At 68.3% G+C, this 25,574-nt stretch carries 18 protein-coding genes; 12 read left to right on the top strand and 6 right to left on the bottom strand.

The genetic code is table 11. The features are described from left to right. The first annotated feature begins 10 nt into the window (after positions 1 to 10). The 4 genes from cysD (at position 11) to JL11_RS17595 (ending at position 3,791) form a co-directional block, all read left to right on the top strand. Complete coding sequence (gene cysD / locus JL11_RS15640) at positions 11 to 970, top strand: sulfate adenylyltransferase subunit CysD (RefSeq protein WP_054767029.1); 960 nt, start codon at positions 11 to 13, stop codon at positions 968 to 970. Further along, positions 970 to 2,883, top strand: coding sequence for a sulfate adenylyltransferase subunit CysN (cysN, locus tag JL11_RS15635; RefSeq protein WP_054766471.1), 1,914 nt, complete (start codon positions 970 to 972; stop codon positions 2,881 to 2,883). Before cysD ends, cysN begins: the two co-directional genes overlap by 1 nt. A 29-nt stretch (positions 2,884 to 2,912) precedes the next feature. Further along, positions 2,913 to 3,557, top strand: a complete 645-nt coding sequence (locus tag JL11_RS15630) for a glutathione S-transferase family protein (RefSeq protein ID WP_054766470.1) — start codon at positions 2,913 to 2,915, stop codon at positions 3,555 to 3,557. A gap of 90 nt (positions 3,558 to 3,647) precedes the next feature. Next, entirely contained in the window at positions 3,648 to 3,791 is a 144-nt protein-coding gene (locus JL11_RS17595; protein ID WP_156314214.1) for a hypothetical protein, read from the top strand. A 4-nt stretch (positions 3,792 to 3,795) separates the two neighbouring features. Here the strand turns inward: JL11_RS17595 and JL11_RS15625 are convergent, their stop codons facing one another. After that, positions 3,796 to 5,469, bottom strand: a complete 1,674-nt coding sequence (locus JL11_RS15625; RefSeq protein WP_054766469.1) for a lytic transglycosylase domain-containing protein — start codon at positions 5,467 to 5,469, stop codon at positions 3,796 to 3,798. A gap of 101 nt (positions 5,470 to 5,570) precedes the next feature. Further along, on the bottom strand, positions 5,571 to 6,368 hold the full coding sequence (locus tag JL11_RS15620; RefSeq protein WP_054766468.1) for a uracil-DNA glycosylase: 798 nt from the start codon (positions 6,366 to 6,368) through the stop codon (positions 5,571 to 5,573). Between the two features lie 196 nt (positions 6,369 to 6,564). Here JL11_RS15620 and JL11_RS15615 point away from each other — a divergent pair, with 196 nt between their 5' ends. The 8 genes from JL11_RS15615 to JL11_RS15580 all read left to right on the top strand — a co-directional run bounded on the left by JL11_RS15615 (position 6,565) and on the right by JL11_RS15580 (position 18,584). Further along, complete coding sequence (locus tag JL11_RS15615; RefSeq protein WP_197273401.1) at positions 6,565 to 8,220, top strand: electron transfer flavoprotein-ubiquinone oxidoreductase; 1,656 nt, start codon at positions 6,565 to 6,567, stop codon at positions 8,218 to 8,220. A 43-nt stretch (positions 8,221 to 8,263) separates the two neighbouring features. Beyond that, positions 8,264 to 10,168: a tetratricopeptide repeat protein gene (locus JL11_RS15610; RefSeq protein WP_054767028.1), complete on the top strand. Its 1,905-nt coding sequence runs from the start codon at positions 8,264 to 8,266 to the stop codon at positions 10,166 to 10,168. Positions 10,169 to 10,391: 223 nt separating this feature from the next. After that, positions 10,392 to 11,276 (top strand): 4-(cytidine 5'-diphospho)-2-C-methyl-D-erythritol kinase, encoded by an 885-nt coding sequence (locus JL11_RS15605; RefSeq protein WP_054766466.1) that lies wholly within the window; start codon positions 10,392 to 10,394, stop codon positions 11,274 to 11,276. Positions 11,277 to 11,361: 85 nt separating this feature from the next. Continuing rightward, positions 11,362 to 12,255: a glycine--tRNA ligase subunit alpha gene (locus JL11_RS15600; RefSeq protein WP_054766465.1), complete on the top strand. Its 894-nt coding sequence runs from the start codon at positions 11,362 to 11,364 to the stop codon at positions 12,253 to 12,255. Positions 12,256 to 12,411: 156 nt separating this feature from the next. Continuing rightward, positions 12,412 to 14,724 carry a glycine--tRNA ligase subunit beta gene (gene glyS, locus JL11_RS15595; RefSeq protein WP_054766464.1) on the top strand — a complete coding sequence of 771 codons (2,313 nt, stop codon included), beginning with the start codon at positions 12,412 to 12,414 and terminating at the stop codon, positions 14,722 to 14,724. 228 nt (positions 14,725 to 14,952) lie between these two features. Next, entirely contained in the window at positions 14,953 to 17,007 is a 2,055-nt protein-coding gene (locus tag JL11_RS15590) for a capsular polysaccharide biosynthesis protein (RefSeq protein ID WP_231681334.1), read from the top strand. Positions 17,008 to 17,035: 28 nt separating this feature from the next. Next, positions 17,036 to 18,187 (top strand): beta-ketoacyl-ACP synthase III, encoded by a 1,152-nt coding sequence (locus JL11_RS15585; protein ID WP_156314213.1) that lies wholly within the window; start codon positions 17,036 to 17,038, stop codon positions 18,185 to 18,187. Positions 18,188 to 18,323: 136 nt separating this feature from the next. Beyond that, the gene (locus JL11_RS15580) at positions 18,324 to 18,584 is read left to right on the top strand and encodes a hypothetical protein (RefSeq protein WP_054766463.1); all 261 of its coding nucleotides are present in this window, start codon (positions 18,324 to 18,326) and stop codon (positions 18,582 to 18,584) included. A 67-nt stretch (positions 18,585 to 18,651) separates the two neighbouring features. Here JL11_RS15580 and JL11_RS15575 read toward each other — a convergent pair whose 3' ends face one another. The 4 genes from JL11_RS15575 to JL11_RS15560 form a co-directional block, all read right to left on the bottom strand. Beyond that, positions 18,652 to 19,179, bottom strand: a complete 528-nt coding sequence (locus JL11_RS15575) for a porin family protein (protein WP_054766462.1) — start codon at positions 19,177 to 19,179, stop codon at positions 18,652 to 18,654. A gap of 342 nt (positions 19,180 to 19,521) precedes the next feature. Continuing rightward, on the bottom strand, positions 19,522 to 22,200 hold the full coding sequence (ppdK, locus tag JL11_RS15570) for a pyruvate, phosphate dikinase (protein WP_054766461.1): 2,679 nt from the start codon (positions 22,198 to 22,200) through the stop codon (positions 19,522 to 19,524). A gap of 182 nt (positions 22,201 to 22,382) precedes the next feature. Next, on the bottom strand, positions 22,383 to 23,825 hold the full coding sequence (locus JL11_RS15565; RefSeq protein ID WP_054766460.1) for a hypothetical protein: 1,443 nt from the start codon (positions 23,823 to 23,825) through the stop codon (positions 22,383 to 22,385). Positions 23,826 to 23,843: 18 nt separating this feature from the next. Continuing rightward, entirely contained in the window at positions 23,844 to 25,349 is a 1,506-nt protein-coding gene (locus tag JL11_RS15560) for a tetratricopeptide repeat protein (RefSeq protein ID WP_054766459.1), read from the bottom strand. Positions 25,350 to 25,574: the final 225 nt, after the last annotated feature.

Here is a 25,574-nt window from a genome sequence, read left to right as displayed (position 1 = left end):
ACCTGACCTGGTGGACGCCGCCATTCTGACTGAACAGCCGACCCCGATCCGACCCTTGGCGATCAGCCCTTCGCGGCTGACCCATCTTCAGCGCCTGGAGGCCGAGAGCATTCACATCATGCGGGAGGTGGCGGCCGAGGCCGAGCGCCCGGTCATGCTGTATTCGATCGGCAAGGATTCGGCGGTGATGCTGCATCTGGCCTGGAAGGCCTTCTATCCGTCCAAACCGCCCTTCCCTCTGCTGCACGTCGATACGACGTGGAAGTTCCGCGCCATGTACGCCATGCGCGAACAGGCGGCGGCCGACCTGGGCGTCGAACTGCTGGTGCACCAGAACCCGGAAGCCCTCGCGCGCGGCATCAATCCGTTCGACCACGGCTCGGCCCTCCACACCGACCTGTGGAAGACCGAGGGGCTGAAACAGGCTCTGTCCCTGCACGGCTTCGACGCGGCCTTCGGCGGCGCCCGGCGCGACGAGGAAAAGTCGCGGGCCAAGGAACGGATCTTCTCCTTCCGCACCGCCGAACACCGCTGGGATCCCAAGAACCAGCGGCCCGAGCTCTGGCGGCTTTACAACACCCGCAAACGGCCGGGCGAGAGCATCCGCGTCTTCCCCATCTCCAACTGGACCGAACTGGACGTCTGGCAATACATCCATCTGGAGAACATCCCCATCGTGCCTCTGTACCTCGCCGCTGAACGGCCGGTGGTGGAGCGCGACGGCGCCCTGATCATGGTCGATGACGACCGCTTCCGCCTGCGGCCCGGCGAGACGCCCCAGATGAAGTCCGTCCGCTTCCGCACCCTGGGCTGCTACCCCCTGACCGGGGCGGTCGAGAGCACGGCTTCGACCCTGCCCGAGGTCATTCAGGAAATGCTGCTGACCACCACCTCTGAACGTCAGGGCCGGATGATCGACCACGACCAGTCCGCCTCGATGGAGAAGAAGAAGCAGGAGGGCTATTTCTGATGGCTCACCAGTCCGACCTCATCGCCCGCGACATCGACGCCTATCTGGACGCCCACCAGCACAAGAGCCTGCTGCGCTTCATCACCTGCGGCAGCGTCGATGACGGCAAGTCCACCCTGATCGGCCGGCTGCTCTACGACTCCAAGATGATCTTCGAGGATCAGATGGCGGCGCTGGAGGCCGACAGCCGCCGCGTCGGCACGCAAGGGGGCGACATCGACTTCGCCCTGCTGGTCGACGGCCTGGCCGCCGAGCGGGAACAGGGCATCACCATCGACGTGGCCTATCGCTTCTTCTCGACCGAAAAGCGCAAATTCATCGTCGCCGACACGCCGGGTCACGAGCAGTACACCCGCAACATGGTCACCGGCGCCTCGACCGCCGACGCGGCCGTCATCCTGATCGACGCCCGGCGCGGCGTCCTGACCCAGACGCGGCGGCACGCCTATCTGGTCAGCCTGCTGGGCATTCGCCATGTCATCCTGGCGGTGAACAAGATGGACCTGATGGGCTGGTCGCAGTCCGTGTTCGACGCCATCGTCGCCGACTTCTCCGCCTTCGCCGACCAGATCGGGCTGAAGACCTTTGACGCCATCCCGATGTCGGCCCTGCGCGGCGACAACATCACCGAGGCCAGCCCCCATTCGCCCTGGTACGCCGGCCCGCCGCTGATGAGCCTGCTGGAGACCCTGGAGGTCGGGGACGATCTTCAGGCCGATCCCTTCCGCCTGCCGGTGCAATGGGTCAACCGGCCCAATCTCGACTTCCGCGGCTTCTCCGGCCAGATCGCCGCCGGCACGGTGCGCCCCGGCGATCCGGTGCGCGTCCTGCCGTCGGGCAAGACCTCGACCGTCGCCCGCATCGTCACCGCCGACGGCGACCTGGCCCAGGCCGTCGCCGGACAGTCGATCACCCTGACCCTGGCCGACGAGATCGACGTCTCGCGCGGCGACGTCCTGGCCGGCGCCGACGCCCCGCCCGAGGCCGCCGACCAGTTCGAGGCCACGGTCGTCTGGATGGACGACGAACCCCTGCTGCCGGGCCGGCCTTACTTGCTGAAGATCGGCGCCAAGCTGGTGGGCGCCACCATCACCGAGCCCAAGCACAAGGTGAACGTCAACACCCTGGAGCAGCAGCCGGCCAAACGGCTGGAGCTGAACGAGATCGGCGTCTGCAACCTGTCGCTGGACGCCCCCGTCGCCTTCGCCCCCTACGCTCAGAACAAGGACCTCGGCGGCTTCATCCTGATCGACCGCATCAGCAATCGAACGGTCGGGGCGGGCCTGCTGCATTTCGCCCTGCGCCGCGCCCACAACATCCATTGGCAGGCCCTGTCGGTGGACAAGGGCTCGCGCGCGGCCATCAAGAACCAGAAGGGCAGGGTGATCTGGCTGACCGGCCTGTCCGGCGCCGGCAAGTCCACCATCGCCGACCTGGTCGAGAAGCGGCTGCATGCCGACGGCCGCCACACCTATCTGCTGGACGGCGACAACGTCCGCCACGGCCTGAACCGCGACCTGGGCTTCACCGAGGAGGACCGGGTCGAGAACATTCGCCGCGTCGCCGAGGTGTCGAAACTGATGGTGGACGCCGGGCTGATCGTCCTGGTCAGCTTCATCTCCCCCTTCCGCGCCGAACGCCGCATGGCCCGTGAGCTGCTGGGTCCGGGCGAGTTCGTCGAGGTCCATGTCGACACGCCCCTGGCCGTCGCCGAGCAACGCGACGTCAAGGGCCTCTACAAGAAGGCCCGCGCCGGCGAACTGAAGAACTTCACCGGCATCGACAGCCCCTATGAAGCGCCCGAGGCGCCCGAGATCGTCGTCGACACCACGACCATGTCGGCCGAAGATGCGGCGGAACGGATCGTGGCCTGGCTGGACGGCCGGTTCTCGACCGAGGATTTCAGCATCTGAGGCGGCCTGCATCGCCGGGAGGAGCCAATATGGAACTGATCATCGGGCCCCGGACCTATTCGACCTGGTCCCTGCGGGGGTGGCTGGTGATGAAGCGCACGGGCGCTGACTTCACCACCGTGGACGTCCGCTATGAGACCCAGGCCCAGAAGGCGGCCCTGCGTCAGATCTCGCCCTCCGGCTTCGTCCCGGTACTGAAGCACGGCGATACGCTGATCTGGGATACGCTGGCGATCGCGGAATGGGCGGCCGAGACCTATCCCGAGGCGCGGCTGTGGCCTGCGGACCCGATGGCCCGCGCCCTGGCCCGATCGGCGACGGCGGAGATGCATTCCGGTTTTTCGGCCCTGCGGACCTTTTGCGGCACGGGGCCGGACCGGCCCATGGTCGGCGAGGCCCGGTCCGAGACCCCGTCGGACCCGGCCCTGGACCGCGATCTGGCCCGGCTGGTCGATCTGTTTCGCCAGATGCGCGGCCGGTTCGGGCAGGCCGGGCCCTGGCTGTTCGGGGACTGGTCGATCGCCGACGCCTTCTTCACCCCGGTCGCTGCGCGCATTCGGCATTTCCAGATCGACCTGAGCGCCTATGGCGACGATGGCGTCGCCGTCGCCTATGTCGCCGCCTTGCTGGCCCAGCCCGACTTCCGGCAGTGGGAGGCTGAGGCCCTGGCTTAAGGGTTTCGCAACCTTGGCCGCAGACGGGCCGTTAAGATGACGTCGTTATCTTGACCGGCGTGGGACCGCCCGTTCCACCCGGAGGACGAGATGCCGCTTCACACCCCTGCGCCGACCAAGGCCGCCGTTCAGGTCAAGGCCTCGTCCGAAGGCCTCAGTCCGCTAGCCGGCTACGGCCTGGCGGCCCTGGTGGGAGCGGCCTTCTGGGCTCTTCTGCTGGCGGCGGTGTTCTGAAAACCTATTGGGCGCCGGCGATCGGGCTGGCCTGGGCCACCATCAGGGGCTGTTCCGCCGGCGGCGTATAGTCCAGGGCCAGAGGCACGAGCCGGGCGCCCGAAGCGACCGCGTCCAGGGTCTTCAGCGGGCCGCCGAACAGACGCTGATAGATCCAATAGGCGGCGACGACCTTTTCCACATATTCGCGGGCCTGGGGCACGTCGATCGTCTCGATCAGCAGCAGGGGATCGGCGTCCGGCCCCAGTTTTCTCAGGGCCGCCAGCATTGGGCCAGGGCCGGCGTTGTAAGACGCCACCGCGCGCAACAGATCGCCTTGGAAGGCCGGCAGGTTCAGCATCCGGCTGACATAGGCCTGACCCAGCCGCATATTGGTCGCCGGGACCAGAAGCTTGGTCGGGTCTGAGACGAAGGTGGGGTCGCCCGTCATCTCGGCCGCCGTCGTCGGCATGACCTGCATCAGCCCATAGGCGCCGGCGCCGGACCGGGCGTCGGGATTGAAGTCGGTCTCCTTGCGCGCCAGGGCGTAGACCAGGGCCTTTTCGATGACGAAGCCGCCCTCCGGCTCCAGCACCGGCATGGGGAAGCGGGTCGCGTCGATCCGAGCGACGTCGCCGCCGCTGCTGGGCATCATCACCCGCGCCAGGGCCATCCACATCCGCGCGGCGTCGCCCACCGCCGTGCGAAGCCCGGCGCGCAGCTCATTCTCGCCCTCGGTGCGACGGCCGACCTCGTAATAGGCGACGGTGCGCCGGGCGCGGGCGTCGCTCTGGACGAAGGCGTTCAGCTCATCGGCCCCGACGCGGCCGTCCTGGGGCACATAGACGGCGCGCTGCAGCCGGGGTTGGGCCTCATAGGGGCGGGGGCCCAGGTTTTCGATCGCCGGTTCTTCGCCCAGCTGACGCAGGGCGATCTGGCCGTAAAAGGTCGCCGGCCACTGTCCGGCCAGACGCAGATAGTCGTTGACCCGGTCCTGGCGGCCGGACTGGGAGGCCGCACGGGCGGTCCAATAGGCGGCGCCGGCGCGGACCCACGGGTCTTCGGTCGGATCATTGGCGACGCGCTCGAAGGCGGCGAAGGCCTGATGGAACTGACCCAGCCGCCATTCGGCCAGGCCGACCGTCCACCAGTCGCCGATCTCGCGGCCGACGGCCGAGGCGCCGGTCAGGTCGTCGTTGTTGTATGCGACGCGCGCCGCCTTCATCGGATCGACGGCCGGTCCGCCCGAGACGGCGGCGACGACGCTGTTCCAGGTCCGTCCCAGAAGACCGCCCGGCTTGACCGGTTCCGGCGCCCCGTCGGGCCGACGCCGCATCGCCAGGGCGTAAACCCGGTCCGCACAGGGCAGGTCTGAATAGGATTCAAGCCAGGCCGTCAGCTCTTCATAGGTGGCGACATGGTCGGGGTGGAACAGGCTTTCGAACTCGACCTGACCCAGCAGGACGCGGTCCTGAGCCTGACGCGCCGACAGGCGGGCCGCCTCGATGTCGCCGCGCCGCAGGGCGTCGAAGGCGGTGGTGTAGGACAGGCGATCCGATGAACTCAGGGCCGTGGGGCGGACGGAACCGGAACTGACGTCAGCCATTCCCTCTGCAGGCGCCTCGGCCTGCACCGCGCCGGCGAAGGCGAGCGAAAGCACCAGAGTCGGGGCGATCAGCGCCCGGCGGAACATCAACATACGCGGCGGCCCCGTTGGCGTCGCCCTGCCCGTTCTCGTCAGGCGGGGATCGTGTGGCGTTGGTCGTCAAACGATCAGCATGCCTTAAAGCGGCGGTAACCTCAACCTGCGCCGTCCAGCCGAGCCGAAAGCGCCAACAGATCGCCCCAGACCAGCCGCTTGGCCTGGGGCTGACGCAGCAGGAAGGCGGGGTGCAGGGTCGGCACGACCGGCGCGGACACGGCGCCCTCGTTCAGGCGCCACTCCCGCCACTGGCCCCGGATTTTCATGATGCCCTCCTCGGTCTGAAGCACCGACTTGGCCGAGGCCGCGCCCAGCAGCAATACGGCCTTGGGCTGGAGCAGAGCAAAGGCGCGTTCGACGAAGGGCGCGCACACGGCCTGTTCCTGCGGGGTCGGGGTGCGGTTGCCGGGCGGTCGCCAAAAGACGGTGTTGGTGATGAAGACCTTGCCGGTCAGTCCGGCCGCCGCCAGCATTCGATCCAGCAGCTTGCCCGCCTTGCCGACGAAGGGCTGGCCCATCCGGTCCTCTTCGGCGCCGGGGCCTTCGCCGATGATCAGCACCGGCGCGTTCGGGTCGCCACGGCCGAAGACCGACTGGGTCGCCCCCATGGCGCGCAGGGGACAGCCTTCGAACGCCGCCACCGCCGCAGCCAGATCCTGGAGCGTGGCGGCCCCCGCCGCCAAATGTCGTGCCTGGGCGATCGCATCGGCTGCGCCGGGTCCGGCAAGGGGCGCGGCCACCGAGGCTGTGGCCTTCTGCACCGCCTTCAGGGCGGGCGGCGGGGCCAGATGGGTGTGATCGACCGGCGCCTCGCCGTAGCAGGCGTCCACCCCCGCATCCCGCCAGAAGGCGAGCAGGCTTTCGATTGCAGCGATCTCGTGGGGTTGCGCGTTCATGTCTCACCACACCGATAAGCCTTGACCGCCCTCGCGTCACCTTCCGATAAGCGGCATAACCACACGAATAAGCAGGATTTCAGGGGAAGACATGGCCGAAGAAGCCATCGAGGGCGGCGCGGAAAACGCCCGCCAGGAAGCCATCATCGACAATCTGCCGCCGCTGGAGGCTCTTCAGGGCGTCGAGCGGGAGGTCATGGAGTATGACGTCGTCATCGTCGGCGGCGGCCCCGCCGGCCTGTCGGCGGCCATCCGTCTGAAACAGCGGGCGGAAAAGGACGGCAAGGACATCAGCGTCGCCGTGCTGGAAAAGGGCGCCGAGGTCGGCGGCCACATCCTGTCGGGCGCGGTCATCGACCCCAAGGCGCTGAACGAACTCTTCCCCGACTGGAAGGAGCGCGGCGCCCCGCTGGAGACGCCGGTCACCCAGGACCGTTTCCTGCTGCTGGGCCCGCAAGGGTCGGCCGCCCTGCCGATGGGGCTGATGCCCCCCTTCATGCACAATGACGGCTGTTACATCGCGTCCCTGGGCAATGTGGCGCGCTGGCTGGGCGAACAGGCCGAGGCCCTGGGCGTCGAGGTCTATCCCGGCATGGCCGCCAGCCACGTCGTCTGGGAAGAAGAGACGGGTCGGGTGAAGGGCGTCGTCGCCGGCGTCTTCGGCATCGACCGCGAGGGCAAGCCGACCGGCGACTTCCAGCCGGGCATCGAACTGCACGGCAAATATGTCTTCATCGCCGAGGGCGTGCGCGGCTCCCTGGCCAAGACCATCATCGCCAAGCACAGGCTTCAGGACGGCAGGTCGCCTCAGAAATACGGCATCGGCCTGAAGGAGCTGTGGCAGGTGCCGGCGGATAAGCACCAGCCCGGCCTGGCCCAGCATACCACCGGCTGGCCGCTGGACGAGCACACCGGCGGCGGCAGCTTCCTGTACCATTTCGGCGACCGCTATGTGGCGATCGGCTATGTCGTCCACCTGAACTACAAGAACCCGCATCTGTCGCCGTTCGACGAGTTCCAGCGCTTCAAGCACCACCCGGCCATCGCCTCGCACCTGGAAGGCGGCACGCGCATCTCCTACGGCGCACGGGCCATCACCGAGGGCGGTCTTCAGTCCATTCCGAGGCTCAGCTTCCCCGGCGGCGTCCTGATCGGCTGCTCGGCCGGCTTTGTGAACGTGCCCCGCATCAAGGGCAGCCATAACGCCATGAAGACCGGCATGCTGGCCGCCGACGCCGCCTATGACGCGGTTCAGGCCGGACGCGGCGGCGACGAACTGGTCGAGTATGAGGCCGCCTTCAAGAAGAGCTGGGTCTATAAGGAGCTGTCGGTCGTCCGGAACGCCAAGCCCCTGCTGTCGAAGTTCGGCACCACCCTGGGCGGGGCTCTGGGCATGTTCGACATGTGGTGCCGCACCCTGCTGGGCGGCTGGTCGCCGATCCCGACCCTGCAACACGGCAAGACCGACGCCGCCTCGACCGAGCCGGCGGCCAATCACAAGCCGATCGCCTATCCCAAGCCGGACGGCAAACTGTCGTTCGACAAGCTGTCGTCGGTCTTCATCTCCAACACCAACCACGCCGAGGACCAGCCGGCCCACCTGAAGCTGTTGGATCCGTCAAAGCCGATCCAGGTCAACCTGCCCAAATACGGCGAACCGGCCCGGCTCTACTGCCCGGCGGGCGTGTACGAGGTCGTCTATGCGGACGAGGTCGCCAAGACCGACCCGCGCTTCGTCATCAACGCCCAGAACTGCGTCCACTGCAAAACCTGCGACATCAAGGATCCGTCGCAGAACATCGTCTGGACCACGCCCGAGGGCGGCGGCGGCCCGAACTATCCGAACATGTGACGGGGCTCTTGCGGGGGCGGTGGAAAGCGTGAAGGGTCGGCGCATGATCGCCTCCCGTCCGCGCCTGTTCGCCGCCTCCCTGACCGTCCTCGCACTGGCCATAGCACAGGGGGCCGTAGCGCAGGAGACAAGACCGGCGTCGCCGTCCGTCAATCCGTCCCAGGACCATCTGCCCGCCATAATCCTCGAGCCGGGTCAGACGCCTGAAGCCGCGCCTGCCGAAGACGAACCCGAGGACGGCGCGCCCCAGGAAATGACGCCCGGCGGCGATCCGGCGATCGACGTCGCGGGCGATGACGAACCGGCCGCCCCGCCCATCCCCGAAATCTGGTCGCCGATCCCGACCGACGCCCAGGGCCGCAGCGCCTATGGCCTGTATCTCGCCGGAAAACTGGCCCTGATGACGGGGGAGGGCGAACGGGGCGCCGATCTTCTGGCCCAGGCCGAGGCCCTGACGCCGGAACAGCCGCGCCTGCGCGAACAGGCCTTCACCTCGGCCCTGCTCAGCGGCGATCTGGACGTGGCGGCGCGGCTGGCGCCGACCGCCGACGCCTCGCCGGCCTTCACCGAGGGCGGGCGTCTGATCGCAGCGGTCCAGACCTTCGTGCACGGCGACGCCCGCGCCGCCGACGCCGCATTGGCCGCCCGACCCATCGCCGCGCCGCACGCCCGCGCCGGGCTGATGGTCGCGCCCTGGATCGCGGGGGCGGCCGGCGACTGGACCCGCGCCCTGGCCGCGCCACCGGCCCAGGGCGATCCCGTCACCCTGGCCTTTGCGCGCCAGAACCGCGCCCTTCTCTTGGAAAAGCGCCGCAAATACGCCGAGGCGGAGGCCGAGCTGAAGGCGCTGTCCGATCTGCCGACCCTGGGCGCCCTGTTCCACCGGCCCTATGGCGAGTTTCTGGAGCGGCGCGGCAAGCGGGACCAGGCCCTGGCCGTCTATCAGGCGGCGATGCAGGGACAGACCGATCTGGCGACCGCCCGCGCCCTGGCGCGGCTTCAGGCCGGAGATCCGCCTCCGCCCGTTCCAGACTTCCGCCAGGGCGCGGCCCAGGCCCTGACCACGGCCGCCGCCCAGGCCGTGGCCGAACGGGGTAATGAGTTTGCGGTGGTCTATCTGCGGCTCGCCCTGAACCTGCACGAGGATGCGGCGACCCAGATTCAGCTGGCCCAGGTGCTGGACCGGGTGGGGCTGAAGTCCGCCGCCCGCACCGCCCTGTCGCGCGTCGGGCCGGAGGACCCGGTCCTCTACGCCAGCGCCCGCGCCCAACTGGCGATCAATCTGGAGGAGGACGGCCAGTCCGAGGCCGCCCTGACCGAACTGCGAGCCGCCGCCGCCGCCCAGCCTGACGATCCGCGCATCGCCCTGGTCCTGGCGGGCCAGCTGATCCAGGCGCAACAGTTCGAGGCGGCCCTGACCCTGTTGAACGGTCCCTTGCTGAACACGGCGGACCAGGGCGCCCACATCCATTTCCTGCGCGGCGTGGCGCTGGAATCGCTGGACCGCATCCCCGAGGCTGAGGCCGAACTGTGGGCCGCGCATCAGGCGGACCCGAACAACGCCGACGTGCTGAACTATCTCGGCTATCTGTGGGTGGATCGGGGCCTGCGTGTCGATCAGGGCGCCGGCCTGTTGGCCCAGGCCCACGCCGCTGCGCCCGACAACGGCAATATTCAGGACTCCCTGGGCTGGGCCCAGTTCAAGCAAGGCTATTACGACACCGCCGTCGTCACCCTGGAGCAGGCGGCCGACAAGGAACCGGCCAACGCCGAAATCAACGACCACCTGGGCGACGCCTATTGGAAGGTGGGACGTCGGCGCGAGGCGGTCTGGCTGTGGAACCGCGTCCTGAGCCTGGACCCGGAGCCCGAACGCAAGGTCGAGGTCGAACGCAAGATCGCCAACGGCCTGGACGGCGTCGGCCCCGCGACCGGCGTGCCGCAATAGGGGGCGCGCCACCGCACGCTCAGCCCCCGCGCTGCCACACCCACGCCCGTCATCCTCGCCCTTGTGGCGAGGATCCAGACTCCCGGTGTGTCCGCAGACGTGCGCCCGCTCGAACACCGGGAGTCTGGATCCTGGGGACAAGCGCTAGGATGACGACCGGGAAGGGAGAGGGGCGCCGTATTCCCCGTTCCGACCCAGCCCCCAAGTCGCTAAGACCTACTCCATGCCACCACTCACGGCCCTGGCCCCGGCCAAGATCAATCTGTTCCTGCACGTCGGCCCGGTGGACGCCGACGGCTATCATCCCCTGTCCAGCCTCATCGCCTTCGCCGACGTCGGCGACCGGGTGACGGTCGAGCCGGCGGAGCGCCTGTCCCTGACCGTGACCGGCCCGTTCGGCGCGGGTCTGGCGGCCGAGCCCGACAATCTGATCCTGCGCGCCCTTCGCGCCCTGGGCCAGGCGACCGGAACCGGCGAGCCGCCGCTGCGGGTGACGCTGGACAAGCGTCTGCCCATCGCCGCCGGCCTGGGCGGGGGGTCTTCCGACGCCGGCGCCGCCCTGAAACTGGCGCGTCAGGCCCTGGAGCTGGACATAGACGATGTGGAACTGGAGGCCGTGGCGGGGGTCATCGGGGCCGACGGCCCCATGTGCCTGCGCATGCGCACCGCCTGGGCCGAGGGGCGGGGCGACGTCCTGACCGACGAACAGCGCCTGCCGCCGCTCCACGCCGTCCTGTTCAATCCGGGCGTCCCTTCGCCCACCGGCGCCGTCTACCGGGCCTATGACGCCGGTCCGCCGCGCGCCGCTGCCCACGCCCTTGCCTGGCCCGCGCCGCCCGCCGACTGGAGCCCGGCGGCCGTCATCGACTGGCTGGCCGGCCTCCGCAATGATCTTCAGCCGCCCGCCGAGGCCCTGACGCCCGCCATAGCCGACGCGGTTTCAGCGGTGGCGGCGGCCCCCGGCGTGGCCCTGGCGCGGATGTCCGGCTCGGGCGCCACCGTCTTCGGCCTGTGCCGGTCCAGCGAGGACGCCGCCGCCGCCGCAGTCGCTCTGTCGGCCGCCCATCCCACGGCCTGGGTCGCCCCGACCCGCCTCGGCGCCGCCTGAGCCATAAATCCCCCGCGCGTGTTGAAGCGCGCGGCGCCGGGCCCTATGGTCCGCCGTCCTTTTTCCAGCCCCTCCCGAGCCCGATTTGACTACCTCGACCGAGCCGCTCGCCTTCCAGGACCTGATCCTGACCCTGCATCGCTATTGGGGCGAGCAGGGCTGCGCCATTCTCCAGCCCTATGACATCGAAGTCGGGGCCGGCACGCTCCACCCCGCCACCGTCCTGCGCGCGCTCGGCGCCAAGCCGTGGAAGGCCGCCTATGTCCAGCCCAGCCGCCGCCCCGGCGACGGCCGCTACGGCGAAAACCCGAACCGCCTCCAGCACTATTACCAATACCAGGTCATTCTGAAGCCGAACCCGGACAATCTTCAGGAGCTCTATCTCGGCTCGCTGGCGGCGATCGGCATCGATCCGAAACTGCACGACATCCGCTTCGTCGAGGACGACTGGGAGAACCCGACGGTCGGCGCCTGGGGCCTGGGCTGGGAGGTCTGGTGTGACGGGATGGAGGTGACGCAGTTCACCTATTTCCAGGGCGTCGGCGGCATTGAGGTCGATGTGGTCTCGGGCGAACTGACCTACGGGCTGGAGCGTCTAGCCATGTATGTCCAGGGCGTGGACAACGTCTATGACCTCAAGTTCACCAAGGAGGGGCTGACCTATGGCGAGGTCTTCCTGGAGAACGAACGCCAGCAGTCGGAGGCCAACTTCCACGGCTATGACGTCGACGGGCTGAAACGCCGGTTCGAGGATATGGTGGCTGAGGTCTCGCGCCTTCTGGCCCTGACCGGACCCCAGGGCCAGCCCCTGGTCCTGCCGGCCTATGATCAGGTGCTGAAGGCCAGCCACCTGTTCAACCTGATGGACGCCCGCGGCGCCATCGCCGTCGCCGAACGCCAGAGCTACATCGGCCGCATCCGCGAACTCTGCAAAGCCTGCGCGACGGCCTATGTAGAGCGGGAACGGGCCGAGGCATGATTTCCCTTTCCGCTCATCCCCGCGAAAGCGGGGACCCAGTCCTGTCGCGAGGCGCGGTGTCTGGGATGGCGGTTGAAGCCCCTACGGCGCCGGTCGTGCGCCCACAGCGCTGGGTCCCCGCTTTCGCGGGGATGAGCGGACAGATTTGAGACTCTAATGCCCCAACTCCTCCTCGAAATCTTCTCCGAAGAAATTCCCGCCCGGATGCAGCAGGGCGCCGCGCGCGACCTCGACCGCATGGTCTCCGACCGGCTGAAGGCCGCCGGCCTGACCTGGGAGGCCCTGACGACCTACGCCGGCCCGCGCCGTCTGACCCTGGTGATCGACGGCCTGCCCGCCGCCACGCCCGACCGCGAGGAAGAGGTGAAGGGGCCCAAGGCCTCGGCGCCGGAACAGGCGCTGGAGGGCTTCCTGCGCAAGACCGGCCTGACCCGCGATCAACTGACCGAGCGCGACGGCGTCCTGTACGCCGTTCTGTCGTCCAAGGGCCGCGCGACCACCGATCTGGTCGCCGAGACGGTGGACCAGGTCATCCGCGCCTTCCCCTGGCCCAAGTCGATGCGTTGGGGTTCGGGAACCCTGCGCTGGGTCCGGCCGATCAAACGCATCCTGTGCCTGTTCGACGGCAAGGTGGTCCCGTTCGAGATCGACGGCATCCCGTCCGATGCGATCACCGAGGGCCACCGTTTCCTCGGCTCTGGCCAGCTGCTGAAGGTCAGCGACTTCGTCGACTACCGCACCCAGCTGGAGCGGGAGTTCGTCCTGATCGACGTGGCCGATCGTAAGCTGCGCATCCTGGAACAGGCCAGGGCCGCCTGCGCCGCGCGCGGCCTCGTCTTGGTCGATGACGACGGCCTGCTGGACGAGGTGGCGGGGCTCGCCGAATGGCCGACCCCGATCCTGGGCGACATGGACCCCCAGTTCCTGGCCCTGCCGCCCGAGGTCGTGCGCCTGTCGATGAAGGTGCACCAGAAGTATTTCGCCGTCCGTGACCCGTCGAAGGATGGCCTGGCCCCCAACTTCCTGGTCGTCGCCAATGTCGAGGCGACCGACGGCGGCAAGGCCCTGGCCGCAGGCAACAGCCGCGTCCTGTCCGCCCGCCTGAACGACGCCCGCTTCTTCTGGGACGAGGACCAGAAGGTCGGTTTCGACGCCTGGAACGAAAAGCTGAAGGGCGTCACCTTCCACGCCAAACTGGGCACGCTTGCCGAGCGCGTCGAGCGCATCGCGGCGCTCGCCCGCGAGATCGCCCCCCTGGTCGGCGCCGACGCGGACGAGGCCGAGATGGCCGCCCGCCTGTGCAAGGCCGATCTGGCCAGCGGCATGGTCGGCGAATTCCCGGAACTGCAGGGGATCATGGGCGGCTATTACGCGCGTCTGCTGAGCGCGCCCCCCTCGTCCGCTTCGCGGCCACTCCCCCCTGAGGGGGGAGATCGCACGGATCAATCCTCCCCCCTTGGGGGAGGGGGACCGCGGAGCGGTGGAGGGGGCTGGACGCCGCAAGTGCGCGACCGCATCGCCGACGCCGTCCGCGACCACTACAAGCCCCAAGGCCCCGCCGACACGGTCCCGACCGCACCCGTCACGGTCGCCGTCGCCCTGGCCGACAAGCTGGACACCCTGGTCGGCTTCTTCGCCATCGACGAGAAGCCCACGGGATCGAAGGATCCGTTCGCGCTGCGGCGAGCGGCGCTGGGGGTGATCCGGCTAGCCATAGCCAATAACGCTCGCTACTCGCTTGCTGAGCTGGGTAACACCTGGGGCGAAATAGTCGCGCAACGCCACATCCAGGTCGTGGCAAAGCGAGACAAGACTGCAGATGATTTGGAGGCTGCTGGCGATACAAAAGCAGCGGCTCTTCTGCGCGACCTTAGCGAAGAAGATGTATCTTACGAGGCTGCGGTGTCGCTGTCGAAGCGTTCTGCACAAGAGGGCGTGGAGCTCTATCGGAGCATAGTCTCTTTCTTCGCCGACCGCCTGACCGTCCTCCTCCGCGATCAGGGCCAACGCCACGACCTCGTCGCCGCCGTCTTCGCCCTGGGCGACGACGACCTCGTCCGCATCGTGCGCCGGGTCGAGGCCCTGGCCGCCTTCCTCGCCACCGATGACGGGGCCAATCTGCTGGCCGGCTACAAGCGCGCCTCCAACATCCTGCGCGCCGAGGAGAAGAAGGGACCGCTGCCGACCGGCATGGTCCAGACCGGCCTGGCGAACCAGCCCGAGGCCGAGACCACCCTGGCCTTCGCCGTCGCCGCCGCCCGCACCGCGGTCGAGACCGCGCTGGAGACCGAGGATTTCGCCGCCGCCATGACGGCCCTGGCGGCCCTGCGCGCCCCGGTCGACGCCTTCTTCGAGGCGGTGATGGTCAACTCCGAGGTTCGCGAAGAGCGCGACAACCGTCTGAAACTGCTGGGCCAGGTGCGTGACGTGATGGGCCAGGTGGCGGACTTCGGCCAGATCGCGGGGTAGGCGCTGAAGACCCTCTCCCGCTTGCGGGAGAGGTGGCCCGGCGTCCGGCGTAGCCGGACCAGGGTCGGAGAGGGGAGTCTTGTTTCGACAAGAAGACTTCCCCCATCGTCAGGCGTGTCGCTGCGCGCCACGGCCTGACACTTCCCCCGCAAGCGGGGGAAGATCAGCGCACTCTAGCCCGACGCCCCCAACCGCCCTAAACCTCGCGCTCAATCCGTCGGACCCGCCTTGACCCCAACTTCGGACATCGCCGCCAAAACCCCCGCCTGGGTCTGCGCGCCCGGCGTGCTGAAGGTTCCCTTTCTCGACGTCTTCCTGAACGACTACGACCTGCGCCGCCTGCCGGGCGATCAGGTCCAGGCCGTGCTGGGCTGGGGCCTGAAGCCGACCGCCGCCGCCGGTCGCCGCTGGGCGGACGCGAACAACCGCCCCTATGTGGCGCTGGAAGACGGCTTCCTGCGCTCGGTCGGCATAGGGGAGGCGGGGGCGGCCAGCCTCAGCCTGATCGTCGATGACCTGGGCGTCTATTATGACGCCACCCGGCCCAGCCGCTTGGAACAGCTGATCCAGACCGCCGACGCCTGGTGCGACGCCGCCACCACCGCCCGCGCCCGCGCCCTGATCGACCGGATCGTCGCCTCAGGCGTGTCCAAGACAAACATGGGCGGGCCGCTGGACCCCGGCCTGCTGCGGCCCGGCCGCCGTGTGCTGATCGTGGACCAGACCTTCGGCGACGCCTCCATCGGCTATGGGCTGGCGACGCAAGACAGTTTCGACGCCATGGTCGCCGCCGCCCGTCGCGACGAGCCCGAGGCCCAGCTGATCGTCAAACGCCACCCGGCGGTGGCGGCGGGCCGGAAGCGGGGGTGCATCACCGATCTGTCCGGCGTCACCCTGGTGGACGCCGACGTGCGGCCGGCCGACCTGCTGGCGGCGGTGGACGCCGTCTATTGCGTCACGTCTGCGCTCGGATTCGAGGCCCTGTTGCGCGGCCTGCCGGTGCGCTGTTTCGGGGCGCCCTTCTATTCCGGCTGGGGCCTGACGACCGACGCTGTGGGCGCCGGCCGACGCGGCGTGGCCCGCACGGTGGAACAGGTCGCCGCCGCCGCCCTGATCGCCTACAGCCGCTATGTCGATCCCGTCACCGGCGAACGGTGCGAGGCCGAACAGGCGCTGGAGCGGCTGATTGCGCTCCGCGACCGGGCCGACCGGCTGGCGGGCGCCTGGTCCGCCGTCGGCTTCGCCCCGGCCAAACGCCCGCCGGTGCGCCGCCTGCTGAACTCGCCCAAGGCGCGGATGCGATACTTCATGTCGCCGTCCCGGGCCGCCGCCCACGCCGCCGCGACCAATGGTCGGCTGATCTGGTGGGCGGGCAAGGAGAGCGAGGCCGTGCGCCGGGCCGCCGCAACCTTTGACGGCCCGACCGTCCGCATGGAGGACGGCTTCATCCGTTCACGCGGCCTGGGGTCCGATTTCGTCGGCGCCCTGTCGGTCGCCCTGGACGATCAGGGCGTCTATTACGACCCGTCGCGCCCGTCGCGGCTGGAGACCCTGATCGAGACGACGGAGGCCACGCCGGAGCAGCTGGCCCGCGCCGCTGCGCTTCGGACCCGCATCGTCGCGGCGGGCCTGTCGAAATATAATCTGAAGGGCCAGGCGCCGGCGGACTGGCCTGCGGATCGCGACATCCTTCTGGTCGTCGGCCAGGTGGAGAACGACAAGTCCATCCTGCTGGGCTGCGAGCCCGATCTGTCGACCAACTCGGCCCTGGTCGAGGCGGCGCGGGCCGATCACCCGGACGCCTTCCTGGTCTATCGCAACCACCCCGACGTTCTGGCGGGCAACCGGCCCGGACGGCTGGACGCCTCGGCCCTGGCCTCGGTCGATGCGGTGGCGGACGGGCTGGACATCATCGACTGCCTGAACGCCTGCCGCCGGGTGGCGACCCTGACCTCCCTGACCGGATTCGAGGCCCTGATGCGGGGCCGGGCGGTGTCGGTCTATGGCCGCCCCTTCTACGCCGGCTGGGGCCTGACCGACGACCGGCTGGGCTTCGACCGCCGCACCCGGCGCGCCACCGTCGATCATCTGATCCTGGCCGCCCTGATCCACTATCCGATCTATGTGACGCCTCAGGGCTGGCCCTGCGAGGCGGAGGATCTGGTCCAGGCCCTGATCGCCGCCCGCGACCAGCCGCCGCCTCCGGCGCCGCGTGGCCAGATTCAGCGCTGGGCCGCCGGGATCATCGCCTCTCTCGACCGCAGGCCGCCGCCGTCCTATTGAAGGCGTTCGCAAAGGAAACTGTCTACCCGTGCAACACGCCGTCATCGCCGCAACCGGCCTCTTCACCCCCGAACAATCGGTCTCCAACGCCGAACTGGTCGACAGCTACAACGCCTGGGCCGACGGCTGGAACGCCCGTCACGCAGATCGGATCGAGGCGGGGGAACTGGAGGCCAAGCCCCATTCCTCGCCCGAGTTCATCGAAAAGGCCTCGGGCATCAAGCAGCGGTTCGTGATGGACAAGGCCGGGGTGATCGACCCCGCCCGCATGGCGCCCAACCTGCCCGAACGCAGCAATGAAGAGCTGTCGATCCTGGCCGAGATGGCGGTCAAGGCCGCCCGCCAGGCCATCGAGGCCTGGGGCAAGCCGGTCAGCGAGATCGGCGCGGTGCTCTGCGCCGCCTCCAACATGCAACGCCCCTATCCGGCCATGGCCATCGAGGTGCAGCAGGCCCTGGGGATCGAGGGCTTCGCCTTCGACATGAACGTGGCCTGCTCTTCGGCCACCTTCGGCATCAAGACGGCGGCCGACTTCATCGCCGGCGGCTCGGTCAAGGCGGTGCTGATGGTCAATCCGGAGATCTGCTCCGCCCACCTGAACTTCACCGACCGCGACAGCCATTTCATCTTCGGCGATGTGGCGACCGCCGTGATCGTGGAATCCTCGGACACCGCCGGACCCGGCGGCTGGGACGTGCTGGGCACGCGGCTGAAGACCGTCTTCTCGAACAATATCCGCAACAATTTCGGCTTCCTGAACCGCAACGCGCGCGACACCGACCATCTGGATTCGCCGGTCGCCGACGACAGCGTTCAGAACGACAAGCTGTTCATCCAGCAGGGCCGCAAGGTGTTCAAGGACGTGGTGCCGATGGTCTCGGACATGATCGTCGATCATGCCGGCGAACTGGGCCTGGATCCGCACGAACTGAAGCGGCTGTGGCTGCACCAGGCCAACATCAACATGAACCAGCTGATCGGCAAGAAGGTGCTGGGTCGCGAACCGTCGTCGGAAGAGAACGTTATCATCCTGGACGACTACGCCAACACCTCCTCGGCCGGCTCGATCATCGCCTTCCACCTGCACAACGACGGCTTCGCCCCCGGCGAGACCGGCCTGATCTGCAGCTTCGGCGCGGGCTACTCGGCCGGGACGGTGTTCGTGCGAAAGCGCGGCTAGGGGTTCGAAACAAAAAGTTTCGACCGGCGTTACGGCAGGTTAATCCCGATCTGCGACGATAATTTCTGAGGCCACGCTTGAATCCGGCGGCGGATTTTGCGAGGCGTTCGATTGTCGAGAACAGGGGAGTTCCCAGATGGCTCAGACGACGCCGAAGACAGTGCTGGAAAGCCTGGCTCAGGATATCGCCGCCGTGCTGAAGAGCATGGGCGGCTCGGCTCATCAGAATTTGGTCGTTGACTGCGTTGCGGCCCTCAGGCGCCAGCGCGGCGAGGCGGTGGACGCCCAGGCCCTGCGTCAGAAGATCATCGAGGCCTTCGAACAGTACCGCGACTGGTTCGTGCGTCCGTTCGGCGAAGGCTCGCAGCGCTGGGCCTTGGCCGGCGACTTCGCCTGAAGTCCTGAAAGAAAAAAGGCGCGCCCCTTTCGGAGCGCGCCTTCTTCAATCCGCCTGATCGCCGGGATCAGAAGCGACGGATGTAGCTGAGCGAATAGGCGTCCGCCTCGCCCGCGTCGTCGCGGTAGTCGCGGCGGGTCCAGTCGGCGCGCAGGCCGTTAACGCCGTCCAGATAGTAGTTGGCGCCGGCGCCGTAGTTCCAGCTGTCGCCGCCCACGTCGGTATTGGCGCCGGGGAACTCCTGCTTCAGCTCGGTGTGGCCGTAACCGCCGCGGGCGAACAGCTCCAGCTTGTCGGAAACCGGCACCTTGCCGACCACATAGCCCGCCGCGTCCCACTCGTGCTTGGTCGTCCCGTCCACGCCGGCGACGGTGAAGTCGTCGTCCTTGACGCCGACCGAAGCCTCGGTCTCCAGCGCCAGATAGCGGTTCAGATTGACGCCCAGGCGGCCGGTCACGGCGCCGGTGGTGGCGTTGTCGCCTTCAAGATGAGTATAGCCCAGTGATCCGTAACCACGCGGTTCAGGATTGGTTTGAGCAAAGGCCGGAGCGGCGATTGCGGAAACGGCGACAGCAGCGAGAAGAATGTTGCGCATTGTTTCTTATTAACTCCTAGATGTGATGACCGGTTGGATCATCAGCCCCATCCAGCGAGTGCTTAAATAGGTGAGGGCGTTCTCTGTTCCAGAGGCCGCCAGAACGGTCTGTCGTCTGTGGACGGAGAGACACACACTGCGTTCTGTCAAGGTCGGCGACTTTGTGGCGATGCAACAAAAAGGGCGGCCTCGTCAGAGACCGCCCTCTAATCTTTCACCCCGTCATCCTCGGGCTCGACCTGAGGACCAGACGTTGATCGGGCTGTGCGTCAAAGTCTTCGCACAAGCGGCGTCGCGTCCGATCCTCGGGTCAAGCCCGAGGATGACGGAGAATGTCTAACCTCAGCGGTCCTTTTCGCGCTCACCGCTCAGGGCCGCCTGGGCCGCCGCCAGGCGGGCGATCGGCACGCGGTAGGGCGAGCAGGAGACATAGTCCAGGCCGGCCTTTTCGCAGAAGGCGATCGACGACGGATCCCCGCCGTGCTCGCCGCAGATGCCCAGCTTGACCTCGGGGCGAACCGCACGGCCGCGTTCGGTCGCGATCTCGATCAGGCCGCCGACGCCGTCCTGGTCCAGACGCACGAAGGGGTCCGTCTCGAAGATGCCCTTGTCCAGATAGGCCTGCAGGAACCGCCCCGAGTCGTCGCGGCTGATGCCGAAGGTGGTCTGGGTCAGGTCATTGGTGCCGAAGCTGAAGAACTGGGCGTGCTCGGCCAGATCGCCCGCGCGGATGGCGGCGCGGGGCAGTTCGATCATGGTGCCGACCAGATAGTCGACGCTGTCGCCGGCCTCGTCGAACACCGCCTTGGCCGTGCGGTCGGTCAGTTCGCGCAGATATTTCATCTCCAGACCCAGGGCGACCAGCGGGTGCATGATCTCCGGGATCGGCGCCTGGCCCGAGCTCTTCTTCACCTCCAGCGCCGCCTCCAGCACGGCCCGGACCTGCATCTCGTAGATCTCGGGATAGGCCACGCCCAGCCGGCAGCCGCGGTGGCCCAGCATGGGGTTGGTCTCGTGCAACTCCTTGGCCCGGCGCTTCAGCTTCTCGGCGTCGATGCCTGACGAGGCGGCCAGGGCGTCGATGTCCTCGTCCGTATGCGGGATGAACTCGTGCAGCGGCGGATCCAGCAGGCGAACGGTGACAGGCAAACCGGCCATGATCTCGAACAGTTCGACGAAGTCCGACTTCTGGAACGGGGCGATCTTGGCCAGGGCCGTGCGGCGCCCGGCCTCGTCGTCGGCCAGGATCATCTCGCGCACGGCGGCAATCCGGGTGTCGTCGAAGAACATATGCTCGGTCCGGCACAGGCCGATGCCCTCGGCGCCGAAGCCGCGCGCGGTCTTGGCGTCCAGCGGGGTCTCGGCGTTGGCGCGCACCTTCAGGCGGCGCACCTTGTCGGCCCAGCCCATCAGGGTCTGGAAGTCGCCGGTCAGTTCCGGCTCGATCATCGGCACGGCGCCGTCCAGCACCTCGCCCTTGGAGCCGTCGATGGTGATGATGTCGCCGGTCTTGAAGCTGCGGCCGCGGGCGGTGAAGACGCCCTTGGCCTCGTCGATATGGATCTCGCCGGCGCCCGAGACGCAGGCCCGGCCCATGCCGCGCGCCACCACGGCCGCGTGGCTGGTCATGCCGCCCCGCGCCGTGACGATGCCCCGCGCCGCATGCATGCCGTGGATGTCCTCAGGGCTGGTCTCCTCACGCACCAGGATGACGGCCTCGCCCAGCCCGGCCAGACGCTCGGCCTCGTCGGCGTCGAACACGATCTTGCCGGTCGCCGCGCCGGGCGAGGCGGGCAGGCCGGCGGCGATGACGGTGCGGGGCGCCTCCGGGTCCAGGGTCGGGTGCAGCAACTGATCGAGCGCCGAGGGCTCGACCCGGCTGACGGCTTCTTCCTGGCTGATCACGCCTTCCGCCGCCAGATCGACCGCCACCTTCAGCGCCGACTTGGCGGTGCGCTTGCCGTGGCGGGTCTGCAGCATCCAGAGCCGGCCCTGTTCGACCGTGAACTCGATGTCCTGCATGTCGCGATAGTGGCTCTCCAGCTTGCCGACCACCTCGACGAACTGGCCGAACACCTCGGGCATGGCCTCTTCCATCGAAGGGGCGGTCTCGCCCATCTCCTCGCGCCCGATCCTGGTCAGGGACTGGGGCGTGCGGATGCCCGCGACCACGTCTTCGCCCTGGGCGTTGATCAGGAACTCGCCGTACAGCCGCGCCTCGCCGGTCGAGGGGTTGCGGGTGAAGGCCACGCCGGTCGCCGAGGTCTCGCCCATATTGCCGAACACCATCGACTGGACGTTGACGGCCGTGCCCCAGCTTTCCGGGATGTCGTGCATGCGGCGATAGAATTTGGCCCGGTCGTTCATCCAGCTTTCGAACACGGCGCCGACGGCGCCCCACAGCTGGTCCTTCGGATCCTGGGGGAAGGGGTGGCCCAGTTCGCGCTCGACCACGGCCTTGTAGTCTTCGACGACCCGCTCCCAGTCCTCGGCCTTCAGATCGGTGTCGACGCTGACGCCCAGCCGGTCCTTGTGGGCGTCCAGCACCTCTTCGAAATCGTCGTGGCTGAGGCCCAGGACCACGTTGGAATACATGGTGATGAAGCGGCGATAGGAGTCGAAGGCGAATCGCCGGTCGCCCGACAGCCTGGCCAGGCCCTCGACCGTCTGGTCGTTCAGGCCCAGGTTCAGCACCGTGTCCATCATGCCGGGCATCGAGGCCCGCGCGCCCGAACGCACCGAGACCAGCAGGGGATTGTCCACGTCGCCGAAGGTCTTGCCGACCACGCCCTCGACCTTGGCCAGGGCCGTCTTCACCTGGTCTTCCAGATCGGCCGGATAGGTCTCGCCGTGGGCGTAATAGTAGGTGCAGACCTCGGTGGTGATGGTGAAGCCGGGCGGGACGGGCAGGCCCAGGGCGGACATTTCCGCCAGGTTCGCCCCCTTGCCGCCGAGAAGGTTCTTCATCGACGCGTCGCCGTCGGCGGAGCCTCCGCCGAAGCCGTACACCCACTGAGTCATCTTAAGCCCCTGAGCTTTGTCTTAAGGTTCGGCGGGTTGACCCGCTCGCACATGCGGCCTGCTCTAGCGCGGCGAAACCGGCTTGACCATGGCGTTTGTAACAAAGCGTGAGCCTGAAACCGGTTTCCGATCCTCGGTTTTTCGATCACGCCGAACCGTCGGACTGCGCCGTACAGGGACGATTACCAGCCGCGCCCGCCGCGACTCCAACGATCATCGCCATAGTAGCGGTTGTCCGGCACATAGCGGCCGTCCCGATCATACCAACCGTAGCCCTGCTGGTACCGATCATAGCCGTCCAGCGGATAGCCGTAGTCATAGTACTGACCGTCTTCGGCCTCCCACCAGTCGCGCGGATAGGGGCTGTATTGGCAGTCATAGCCGCGGTCGCCGCCGCCCCATGAAGGCGCATAACGGTCGCGATAGCGGTTTTCGAAACGGGGGCGGCACAGGTCGCGCGACCACACCCGATTGTCGCGGGCCTCGATGCTGGCGCGCGGCTCGCCATAGATGGCGTCGCGAACGCCGGCGAAACTGTTGCCGGTGATCACGGCCCGGCCCGAGGCGGCGGCGACCCCGACCTGATCCACCCGGACGCGGTTCTGATCGAACAGCAGTTCGCCGTTATAGAGGACCGCGCCCTTGTCGCCCTTGCAGATCCGGCTGTTGGAGACCGAGACCGAGGCGCCCTCCACCGCCACCCCTTCGACATAGCCGCAGATCTTGGCGTTGCTGACGGCCACCTGACCGTAGTCGCGTGAGGCGCGGACGATCAGGCCGATGGCGCGGGGCCCGAAGTTGTTCGGCTGTTCCGAGCCGATCAAGGTGACCGAGGTCAGGCTGGAGGGGGCGGCGGAGCCCGGCGTCAGATCCACGCCCGACACGGCCCCGGTTATGGCGGTTTCGTACAGGGTGACGGCGGCGCCGTCGGCCACCACGGCGGCCGAGACGGTGCGGGCGTCGATCAGGGCGTCGCGCAGGTCCAGAAGCCCGCCGTCGACATAGATCGCCGCCTCGTCGCCCGCGTGGCGGAAGCCGACCCGGCTCATGACGATTTCAGCCCCATAGCCGATGACGCAGGCGGCGTCGCCGGCGTGGGGTGAGGCGAAGACCAGGTCGCGGACCTCGACCCGGACGCCGGGGGCGGCGGTCAGGCAGGGCAGGCCGTCCGGCGCCTGAAGGGTGGGCGTCGCCGCATCCCAGCGGCGCGGATCAAAGCCGCTGTCGCCGATGATGGTCATCGGCTTGTCGATGTTCAGCCAGCCGACGCAGGCGCCGGCCCTGGCCCGGATGATCAAGGTCCCGCCGGGACGCACGCGCTGGACCGCGCTCTCGATCGCGCCCGAGCCGGGATTGCCGCCGCAATCGACCAGGACGACCTCTTCCTGGTGCGGGGGGCGGGGCAGGGGACGCCAGTCGGGGCCGCGATAACGGCCATAGTCGTAGCGACGATGGGCGCGCGGGCGGCTGCGGGTCGGCGGATCAAGCAGCACGCCGAAATTGGGCCGGGTCTGGGCCTCGACCTTGGCGGCGACCTGGGCCTCAACCGGGTCGGGCTGGGCGGTGACGATGGACAGGGCCAAGGCCACGAGGAGCGAGACTTTCGCGAGCGAGCGGATGTTCATGCGACCAGACCCTCCCTTTTAGCGGCGCTGTTGTTGGGCGCGGGACACCTGGGACAACAGGGCCTGCAGGCGCGAAGCCGAGGGGCCGAAGCCCGACAGCGCGGATTCGATGCGGAAGGCGACGGCCTCGGCCTTGTCCTGGTCCGCCACCCCGGCGACGCCGAGGGCGAAATAGGTGGACATGGCGAACTTGGCCTCGGGGCTGCCCTGGCGGGCCGCCTCCTCGAACCATTTGAACGACCGGGCGTAGTCGGGGGGCAGGCCGATGCCTTCGGCGTACATGACGGCCAGGACCAGCTGGGCCTCCGACGAGCCGTTGACGGCGGCCAGCTGGATGGCGCGGACCCGTTCCAGCGGCGACAGCCGGCTCTCGGTCGCATGGCCGAGCATGGCTTCGAAGGCCTCGATCTGCTGGCGGGAGAGCTGTTCGGGGGCGGTGACGGCCTCGGGCGTCACGCCCAGATAGCGCAGGGCGCGGCCCACATGGATGAAGGGCAGTTCGCCCTGAAGCCGGGACAGGGCGTATTCATAGGCGTCGCCGCGCGGGCGGCTCTCGTCCGAGAAGGGGACGCCGGAGGCCGGGGCCTCCAGCGGATAGAATTCGAAGGGCGGGGTCCACTGACGCGCCTTGGCCTCGACGAAGCCTGCATATTGGGCGCGGCCGGGCGAGGAGCGCTCGAAGTCCTTCATCAGCACATAGGCGCCGACGTCGCCGGTCTGGACCGCCAGATAGTTGTAGAGATAGGCGTCGACGTCGTTCCGCTGGAACAGATTGACCGCCGCCCAGTAGCCGCCGCGCGAACGCGGCTGGCCCAAGCTCTTGCCCTCGGGCTTGCGGCCGAGCGCCTCACGGGCCTCGCGATTGTCGGCAGGCTCGCCGAAGGGGCCGTAGAGACCGTCGTGGAGGCGGGCCAGGGTGCGATAGCCCTCGGCGTCCTGGGTGGAGAGGACGTAGATGACGCGGTCGCGCACCGCCTCCTGCTCCTGCCGGCTCATCCGCGACAACTGGCGGTCCAGCACCTGATAGGCGCGGTGGCGTTCGAAGGCGCGGCAGTCGTCGTATTTCGACAGGCGGCGCAGACCCCCTCCGAACAGGCCGCCGCCCTGGGGTTCGACCCCGTTGATCGGGGCGTAGCCCTCGTCATTGGCCAGGGCCATGGCGTACCAGACCGAGCTTTCGATCGGATCCTCGATATTCTTGTCGGTGGCGCGGACGGCGGCGTAGCGCGAGCCCAGCTCCAGCTGGGCGAAGACGTCGCCACGGAAGGCGGCGCGGCGCAGGTGGCGCAGGCTCGCCTCCTGGGCGTTGAACTCGGACCCTGTGACCGAGGCTGGGCGGGGGCAGGACAGGGCGGCCTCGTTCTGGGCCCCTCGGCGCCAGAAGCCGGGGGCGCCGTCGCCGCAGCTGGCCAGAAGCAGGACGGCAATCAGCAGGACCAGAACCGCCACGGCGCCGCCGGCCAGGGGCATGCGATGCCGCTGGAGCTGGGATGGACCGTGACCGGCGTTGTCGTACTCGCCCATACCTTCCTGTCGCTCCCGCAATCCCACTGGCCGACGCGACGCAGGACGGCGCGCCGGCGCCGACGGGTCAGACCGCCAAACATGGTTAACAATGTTTTGCGACAAAGCGGCGCCACAGCAAGCGGCAAATTTGGCTACGCCGAACCTTGTTGTGCGATTTCCGGTATTTAACAAATTGAACCCTGTGGACGAAGGCTCGCTTCCGGGGGCAGGGGCGCCTATATC

This window comes from Brevundimonas sp. DS20 (genome assembly GCF_001310255.1).
GTDB classification, from domain to species: Bacteria; Pseudomonadota; Alphaproteobacteria; order Caulobacterales; family Caulobacteraceae; genus Brevundimonas; species Brevundimonas aurantiaca.
Note: the sequence above shows the minus strand (reverse complement) of the source record. Positions and strands in the feature narration are given on the sequence as shown.